Source organism: Cellulomonas fimi, assembly GCF_028527925.1.
Taxonomy (GTDB): domain Bacteria; phylum Actinomycetota; class Actinomycetes; order Actinomycetales; family Cellulomonadaceae; genus Cellulomonas; species Cellulomonas fimi_C.
Genome location: NZ_JAPESW010000084.1, coordinates 1 through 6921 on the forward strand (window position 1 = coordinate 1; position 6921 = coordinate 6921).

Annotated in this window: 7 protein-coding genes and 1 tRNA gene; 3 read left to right on the plus strand and 5 right to left on the minus strand. The window is 74.9% G+C overall.

The genetic code is table 11. The features are described 5' to 3' along the window. Positions 1-79: 79 nt before the first annotated feature. Positions 80-2731, plus strand: coding sequence for a hypothetical protein (locus OMK64_RS19495; protein WP_272730017.1), 2652 nt, complete (start codon positions 80-82; stop codon positions 2729-2731). Positions 2732-2861: 130 nt separating this feature from the next. Here the strand turns inward: OMK64_RS19495 and OMK64_RS19500 are convergent, their stop codons facing one another. After that, positions 2862-3527, minus strand: a complete 666-nt coding sequence (locus tag OMK64_RS19500; RefSeq protein WP_272730018.1) for an NAD(P)H-binding protein — start codon at positions 3525-3527, stop codon at positions 2862-2864. Between the two features lie 419 nt (positions 3528-3946). Continuing rightward, positions 3947-4582: a uracil phosphoribosyltransferase gene (gene upp / locus OMK64_RS19505; RefSeq protein ID WP_272730019.1), complete on the minus strand. Its 636-nt coding sequence runs from the start codon at positions 4580-4582 to the stop codon at positions 3947-3949. Positions 4583-4655: 73 nt separating this feature from the next. Between upp and OMK64_RS19510 the strand changes: the two genes are divergently transcribed. After that, the gene (locus OMK64_RS19510) at positions 4656-5162 is read left to right on the plus strand and encodes a nucleoside deaminase (RefSeq protein ID WP_272730021.1); all 507 of its coding nucleotides are present in this window, start codon (positions 4656-4658) and stop codon (positions 5160-5162) included. Positions 5163-5178: 16 nt separating this feature from the next. Here the strand turns inward: OMK64_RS19510 and OMK64_RS19515 are convergent, their stop codons facing one another. After that, positions 5179-6012 carry an NAD-dependent protein deacetylase gene (locus OMK64_RS19515; RefSeq protein ID WP_272730020.1) on the minus strand — a complete coding sequence of 278 codons (834 nt, stop codon included), beginning with the start codon at positions 6010-6012 and terminating at the stop codon, positions 5179-5181. Between the two features lie 75 nt (positions 6013-6087). On the opposite strand from OMK64_RS19515, the gene OMK64_RS19520 reads away from it, so the two are divergent. Beyond that, positions 6088-6177 (plus strand) — tRNA-Ser (locus OMK64_RS19520). Positions 6178-6241: 64 nt separating this feature from the next. Here the strand turns inward: OMK64_RS19520 and OMK64_RS21265 are convergent. Further along, a complete protein-coding gene (locus OMK64_RS21265) occupies positions 6242-6613 on the minus strand; it encodes a tyrosine-type recombinase/integrase (protein ID WP_374694127.1) in 372 nt (123 codons plus the stop codon). 44 nt (positions 6614-6657) lie between these two features. Further along, on the minus strand, positions 6658-6921 hold a 264-nt coding region (locus OMK64_RS19525), incomplete at its 5' end, for an arsenate reductase/protein-tyrosine-phosphatase family protein (RefSeq protein WP_445292864.1).

Sequence of the window (6921 nt, forward strand, 5' to 3'; positions counted from 1 at the left end):
GAGCGCGTCACCGACCCCGGGCGCGTCCGATGCCGCCGCGCCCACGCCGACACCGACTCCGACACCGTCGCCCACGGACGTGCCCGACCTCGACGAGTCCGGCGCGCTGCTCGCCGACGACGCGCAGGACGACGAGCCGCGGGTCCGTACCCAGCCCCGCGCGACCGACGACGAGGCCCCCGCGGACGAGACGCCGGCCGACGAGACGACGCCCCCGCCCGCGCCCGCGGACGTCGACGTCGTGCTGCCCCAGGGCGGGCTCGTCCTCGCGGCCGGGCTCGCGGGCCAGGAGCTCGCGTTCGGCGTGCAGAACACCGGCGGGACCGTCGCGACGAACCTGGTCGCCGAGGTGAGCCTGCCCGTCGGGGTGTCCGTCGACGGGATCGCCGGCGCCGCGCTCGAGGGTCTGACGCCCGGCCGGTTCGCGGTCAGCGCCGCCGGCGGCTGGGTGTGCACGCCCGGCACGGGCACCGGGCTCGTGCGCTGCACCCTCGCGACGCTGCCCCCGTCGACGGTCGCCCGGCTCGCGCTGCGCGTGTCGATCGACGAGGCCTACGACGGGACCGAGGCGGCCGTCGGGCTGCGCGTCGCGGGCGGCGGCATCCAGTACCGGCCCGCGCCCTTCCCGGTGCGGATCCAGGCGGCGCCCGCACGGCTCGCGCTGCGCACGACCCCCGCGGCGCTCAGCCTCCTGTCCGGGCGCACGACGCAGGTCGACCTCGACCTCGCGAACGTCGGCGGCTCGCCCGTCGGACCCGCTCCCGCGACCGCCACGCTGCAGCTGCCGAGGGGCGTCTCCTGGGACGCCGTCGAGGGCGGTGCGTGGGAGTGCACCGACTCCACGGGCGGCGTGACGTGCCGGGCCGAGCGCGTCGGCGCACGGGCCGCGGTGCCGCTGTCCCTCCTGCTCACGGCCGACGAGCCGGGCGCGGTCGGCGCGCGCAGCATCGGCCTGGACCTGCGGCCCACCGGTGTGCGGACCCCCGAGCACCTCGAGCTGCCGTTCACCGTCCAGCGCCCCACGCGGCTCGGTCTCACCGGTGACGTCGGGACGACCCTCGCGCGGGGCCGCCCGTCGAGCGTCGCGCTCGCTGTCTCCAACCTCGGCGACGTGCAGGCGCCGGGCCTCGTCGCGCGCCTCACCCGGCCCGCCGGCACCACGTGGCCCGCGACCCCCGTCGACGGCTGGACCTGCGGTCCGACCGACGCCGCAGAGATCACCTGCACCCACGACGCGCTGCCCGGCGGCGCCAGCGTGCCGCTCACCGCGCACCTCGACGCGCAGGCGGGCGCAGTCGGCGGCCTCGGTGACCTGCGGGTCCGCATCGAGGCTCCCGGTGCCGACGCCGCGCAGGAGCACCGCGTCGCCGTCAGCGCGACGGCGCCCGTCCTCACCGTCTCGAAGCCCGTCGTCACCCTCACGGAGACCTCGCGCGGCGGCACCGTCTCGTTCGCGGTCAGCGCGGCCGGCGGGGACACCGCGGCCGACGCCGACGACGTCGTCGCGACCCTGACGCTCCCCACGGCCTTCACGGTCGACACCGAGGGCGGCGGCACCACGACCGAGAACTGCGTGCCCGTCGACGCCCGCCGGTACCGGTGCGACATCGGCGCCGTCGCCGCGGGTGGCACCGCCGAGGTGCTCGTCAACGTCCGGTGGTCCGGCAGCGCCCGTGGGGCCTTCGTCGTCGCCGCCAGCGGCCCCGGCGCGGCGCCCGTGAGCGCGTCGACCGACGTCAGCACGTCGTCCGCCGGGCTCAGCCCGCGTGCCCGGTTCGAGGGCGGCTGGTCGGTCACCGAGGTCGGCGCCCCGCTGCTCGCGTGCCGCACCACGCTCACGACGTGCCAGCCCGCGCTGCAGAACGGTGACCGCGACAACAACAGCTTCGACATGGTCGAGCTCGACGAGGCGCCCGACCTCCCCGACGCGAACGGCACCCGCCCCGCCGTCAAGACCTCGTCCTCCACACAGCTGGACGTGCCCGCCGGCCGCCAGATCGCCTTCGCCGGGCTCTACTGGTCCGCCAACATCGGCCCCGGTGACACCTGGAGCGGCGACCCGGCCGTCGTGCGGTTCCGCGGCCCCGCCACCGCGTACCAGACGCTGCGCGCCGCGGACACCGACGTCGACCGCGTCACCGACAACGCCGGCCGGTCCTACTACCAGTCGTTCGTCGACGTCACCGACCTCGTCGCCGCGCAGGGCGGCGGGACGTGGTCCGTCGCGGACGTCGCCGTGCGCGCCACGAGCAAGGACACGAACCGGTCCTACTACGCCGGCTGGTCGCTCGTCGTCGTGTACGCGGACCCGTCGACCGACTCGAACGTCACCGTCTACGACGGCGCCGCCTGGATCGGCACGACCGCGACCCCGCCCGTGTTCGAGTTCGCCGCCCGCGCCGGCACGAGCGCCCGCCTCGGCGTCGTCGCGTGGGAGGGCGACCGGACCGCCGTCGGCGACCGGCTGCTGCTCGACGGCAACCGGCCCCTGATCCCCGTCCGCTGGGACGGCTCCACGCCCGGGTCCGGCGTGAACAACGCGTTCGACTCGACCGCGCACGGCTGGCGCTGGCCCAACTCGCTCGGCGTCGACGCCAAGGCGTTCGCGCCCGCGACGCTCTCCGGCGACGTGTCGTCGCTGTCTGCGACCACCAACGGCGACCAGTACCTGATCGGCGTCGTGACGCTCCGCACCGAGCCCGTGGTCGCGTCGAGGCCCGACGCCGACTGACACCGTCCCGCGGCGCGCGGCACGGCCTCAGGCGCTGAGCGCCGCTCGTACGCTGGTCGTCCGCGACCGGCCTGGGACGGCGGGTCGCCCCGGCGCCCGTGAGGAGAGGTATCCGGTGGGGCCGTGATCCTCAGTCCGCCGGCTCGATCACCGCGGCCACGGCGGCGTCGACCGGCACGACACCCTCGGTGAGCTCCAGGACCAGACCCGCGGTCAGCGGCGCGTGCAGGACCGCCGCGAGGACGTCGGCGACGTCGGCGCGGGGGATCGAGCCGCGCGGCACGTGCGCGTCGAGCTGCACCCGGCCCCGCGCGGCGTCGTCGGTCAGCCCGCCCGGTCGCACGATCGTCCAGTCGAGGTCGCGGGACCGCAGGTCCTCCTCGCTGGCGGCCTTCGCGCGCAGGTAGGCCGCGAAGACGTCGTCCGTGCCGGGCGGCGGCTCGGCCGACGCCCCCATCGACGACACGAGCACGTACCGCCGCACGCCCGCCAGCTCGGCACCGTCCGCGAGCAGCGCAGCCGCGCCCCGGTCGACGGTGTCCTTGCGCTCGGCCCCGCTGCCCGGACCCGCGCCCGCCGCGAACACCACCGCGTCCGCACCCGCGATCGCCTCCGCGACGTCGCGCGCGTTGGACCGCTCGAGGTCGAGCACGACCGCCTCGGCGCCGTCCTCCGTGACGTCCTGGACGTGCCCGAGCTGCCGGATCAGCGCGACGGGGACGTCCCCCCGAGCCGCGAGCGTGCGGGACAGCAGGCGCGCGACCTTCCCGTGCCCACCGGCGATCGCGATCCGCATGCCTTCGACGGTAGGCCGGGGTGGCGAGGGCGGCGACCCGAACTGCCGAGGCGCCGGGGTGTCGTCCGGCGCGTCGCCGAGAAGCGCGCCGGCGGTGGTCGTGGCGTTGGCGCGCGTCGGTCAGGACCGTGCTGGTGACGATGCCGTCCGAGCCGATCGGGTGCCACGACGGGTGTCGCGCTGCCGGACCTCCCAGGTCCCCCAGACCGGCGGGTGGTCCGGCAGCGCGTGCGTCGCCGGCGTCCCCCGAGCCGTCGACGACGCGTGATGCTGGCACCGCGGGCGGCGACGCCCAAGGGGCCGACTCCGCCGTCTCAGGATGCGGAAGGTTGCTGGTGGCGCGCCGACTTCGGCGCGGACCCTCGTCGGTGCGCGGCGCTGGCTTGGGGGCAGGGCGGCCCCGGCGGCGCGGTCGCGCGTCAGACGATGCCGTAGAGCCGGTCGCCCGCGTCGCCGAGGCCCGGGACGATGTACGCCTTCTCGTTGAGCCGCTCGTCGACCGCCGCCACGACGACCTTCACGTCGGCCCGGTCGCCGACGAACTCCTCGACGACCTTGAGGCCCTCGGGCGCCGCGAGCAGGCACACCGCGGTGACGTCACGCGCACCGCGGGCGAGCAGGTAGTCGATGGCCGCGACGAGCGTGCCGCCGGTCGCGAGCATCGGGTCGAGCAGGAAGCACTGCCGGCCGGACACGTCGTCGGGCAGCCGGTTCGCGTACGTGACGGCCTCGAGCGTCTCCTCGTCGCGCTGCATCCCGAGGAACCCGACCTCCGCGGTCGGCAGCAGCCGCGTCATGCCGTCGAGCATCCCGAGCCCCGCGCGCAGGATCGGCACGACCAGCGGACGCGGGTCGGCGAGCTTCACGCCGGTCGTCGCCGTCACGGGCGTCTCGATCTCGACGGTGTCGACGTGCACGTCACGCGTCGCCTCGTACGCGAGGAGCGTGACGAGCTCGTCCACGAGCTGCCGGAAGGTCGGCGACGGCGTGCCCTTGTCCCGCAGGACCGTGAGCTTGTGGGCGACGAGCGGGTGGTCCGCGACGTGCAGGCGCATGCGCACAACCTACCGGCAGTCCCACCAGGTGGACGTGGCGAAGGTCCCCGCGAGGAGCGTGTGCTGCGTCATCATGGCGGGCATGACGGACGGTCCCCGGCGGGCGGTGCAGCCCGCCGACGCGTGGGCGATGGGCCTCGCGCTCGACGAGGCCCGCCGTGCCGTCGCGACCGGCGACGTGCCCGTCGGCGCGGTGGTGCTCGGTCCCGACGGCGACGTCGTCTCGCGCGGCCGCAACGTCCGTGAGGCCACCGACGACCCCACCGGCCACGCGGAGGTCGTCGCGCTGCGCGCCGCGTCGGACCGGCTCGGGCGCTGGCGGCTCGACGACTGCACGCTCGTCGTGACCCTGGAGCCGTGCCTCATGTGCGCGGGCGCTCTCGTCCTGGCCCGGGTGGCGCGGCTCGTGCTCGGCGCCTGGGACCCCAAGGCCGGCGCGTGCGGGTCGCAGTGGGACGTCGTCCGTGACCGCCGCCTCAACCACCGCGTCGAGGTCGTCGGGGGAGTCCGCGCCGACGAGTGCGGACTCCTCCTCCAGCGCTTCTTCGAGACCCACCGCGACGGCGTCCCGCACCTCTGAACGGGTCGCGTCGGAGTCAGAGGGTGGCCGCGAGCTCCGTCAGCGTCTCCGACGTCCCGGCGTGCAGCGTGACCGTCGCGTGGCGGTCGCCGCGGGTCGTGCCGCGGTTGACGATCACCACCGGCTTGCCCGTCTGCGCCGCGTGCCGCACGAACCGCAGCCCGGACTGCACCTGGAGCGACGACCCGGCGACCAGCAGCGCGTCGCCGTCGTCGACCATCGCGTACGCCCGCTCGACGCGTTCGCGCGGGACCGTCTCGCCGAAGTAGACGATGTCCGGCTTGAGCATCCCCCCGCACACCGCGCAGTCGGCGACGACGAAGTGGCTCGTCCGCTCGACGACGGCGTCGGCGTCGGGCGCGATCTCGACGTCGGCGACCTCGTCGGCGAAGTGCGGGTTGAGGTCCTCGAGCCGCTGGGCGAGCTCCGTGCGCGGGATCACGCGGTGGCAGCTCAGGCAGACCACGCGGTCGTAGCGTCCGTGCAGGTCGATGACGTTCCGCGAGCCCGCCGCCTCGTGCAGCAGGTCGACGTTCTGCGTGATGAGGCCGAGCACGGTCCCGTCGCGCTCCATCTGCGCGAGCGCCAGGTGCCCGGCGTTCGGCTGCGTACGCCCGACGTGCCGCCAGCCGACGTGGTTGCGGGCCCAGTAGTGGCGGCGGAACCGCTCGTCGCCCGTGAACTGCTGGAACGTCATCGGCGTGCGCGGCGGCGAGTCCGGGCCGCGGTAGTCGGGGATCCCCGAGTCGGTCGACACGCCCGCTCCGGTCAGCACCGCGAGGCGTCGGCCGCGCAGCACGTCGACCACGTCGGCCAGGGTGCCTGCGGGATCGAGGACGGCATCGCTCACGTCCCCACGGTAAGCCGCGGGCCGGTGAGGGGCCGATTCGGTGCAGCGGCTCCGACCGGGTACTCTTCTCCGCGAGGTAGCGTGTCCGAGCGGCCTAAGGAGCACGCCTCGAAAGCGTGTGTGGGTGAAAGTCCACCGTGGGTTCAAATCCCACCGCTACCGCCAGTCGAAGGGTCCCACCCGCACAGTCATGCGGAAGTGGGGCCCTTCGTCGTTGGGTACTCGCCGCTTACTCGCCACTTGCGGTCGTGGCGGACGTCCGCTGGACGAGCTGATCGATGACGACGCGTACGTCAGGCGCGACGTGGACGCGCTGGACGTAGTGCCGCGCGGTGGTGCTCTCGTCAGCGTGCCCGAGGAGGGCCGTCGCAGCTGCCAGCGTGGTGGCTCGCGCAACCTGGGTTGCCACGGTGCGACGGACGTCGTGCGGCGTGACGTCGACTCCGATGTCCTTCTGCGCGAGTCGGAGCTGCTGACGGACTCCCCCCGGTGATCGCGGAGTGCCTCGCGTGGACGGGAACACCAGACCGTCGCGACCTCCGTCGAGCTCCAGGTCCATCGCCTCACGCACCGCCGCCACGACGAACGAGGGCAGCGAGATCGTGCGCCGTGACGAGTCCGACTTCGGCGTGGGCCGCGAGCGCTCTAGGCCCCGACCTCTAGCCCGTCGAGGAGCTGCCGCACCCGGCGCTCGATCTCGTCACGAACGCGCCGGACCCCCTCCAGGTCGAGCTCCGCAGGGTCGTCGAGCACCCAGTCCTCGTACCGCTTGCCCGGAAAGAGCGGGCAGGCGTCGCCGCAGCCCATGGTGACCACCACGTCGGCGGCTTGGACGATCTCGTCCGTCCACGGCTTCGGATACTCACGCGAGATGTCGATGCCGCGCTCCGCCATCGCCTGGACCGCGAC